Origin of the sequence: Nocardiopsis sp. FR4 (assembly GCF_009830945.1) — a bacterium.
Classification (GTDB): Bacteria; Actinomycetota; Actinomycetes; order Streptosporangiales; family Streptosporangiaceae; genus Nocardiopsis.
On the sequence record NZ_VWVV01000070.1, the window covers coordinates 1 to 1,075 of the forward strand.

Genomic DNA, 1,075 nt, shown 5'->3' on the forward strand with positions numbered 1-1,075 from the left:
CTGCCCAAGCCGCGGGAGATCTACGAGTTCCTGGACTCGTATGTGATCGGGCAGGAGCAGGCCAAGAAGGCGTTGTCGGTGGCGGTGTACAACCACTACAAGCGGGTGCGGTCCGAGGGTGAGCGTCCGGGTGATGAGGACGTGGAGATCGCCAAGTCCAACATTTTGCTGTTGGGGCCGACGGGGTCGGGCAAGACGTTGTTGGCGCAGACGTTGGCGCGGATTCTGAACGTGCCGTTCGCGATCGCTGACGCCACGGCGCTGACCGAGGCGGGGTATGTGGGGGAGGATGTGGAGAACATCCTGCTCAAGTTGATCCAGGCGGCGGACTATGACGTGAAGAAGGCCGAGACCGGGATCATCTACATCGATGAGGTCGACAAGGTCGCGCGTAAGAGTGAGAATCCCTCGATCACCCGGGATGTGTCGGGTGAGGGGGTGCAGCAGGCGTTGTTGAAGATCTTGGAGGGGACGACGGCGAGTGTGCCGCCCCAGGGTGGGCGCAAGCATCCGCATCAGGAGTTCATCCAGATCGACACGACGAATGTGTTGTTCATCTGTGGTGGTGCGTTCGCGGGGTTGGAGAAGATCATCGAGTCGCGGACGGGTCAGCAGGGGATGGGGTTCAACGCGGTGTTGCGGCCCAAGGGGGAGTTGGGCGGTACGGCGTTGTTCGGTGAGGTGATGCCGGAGGACCTGTTGAAGTTCGGGATGATTCCGGAGTTCGTGGGTCGGTTGCCGGTGATCACGAGTGTGCATGATCTGGATCGTGAGGCGTTGATCCGGATTTTGACGGAGCCGCGGAACGCGTTGGTGAAGCAGTATCAGCGGTTGTTCGAGTTGGACAACGTGGAGTTGGAGTTCACGGCGGACGCGTTGGAGGCGATCGCGGAGCAGGGGATTATTCGGGGGACGGGTGCGCGTGGGTTGCGGGCGATTATTGAGGAGGTGTTGTTGTCGGTGATGTATGAGGTGCCTTCGCGTGAGGATGTGGGTCAGGTGATCATTACGCGGGAGGCGGTGCGTGAGCACGTGAATCCGACGATCGTGCCTCGGGCCCAACTCCGCCGCGCCC

The 1,075-nt window shown here is 61.4% G+C and carries 1 protein-coding gene; it reads left to right on the forward strand.

Annotation, left to right across the window (positions count from 1 at the left end):
• The coding region (clpX, locus tag FYW95_RS27460) for an ATP-dependent Clp protease ATP-binding subunit ClpX (RefSeq protein WP_159945737.1) at nt 1-1,075 on the forward strand (1,075 nt) is incomplete at both ends.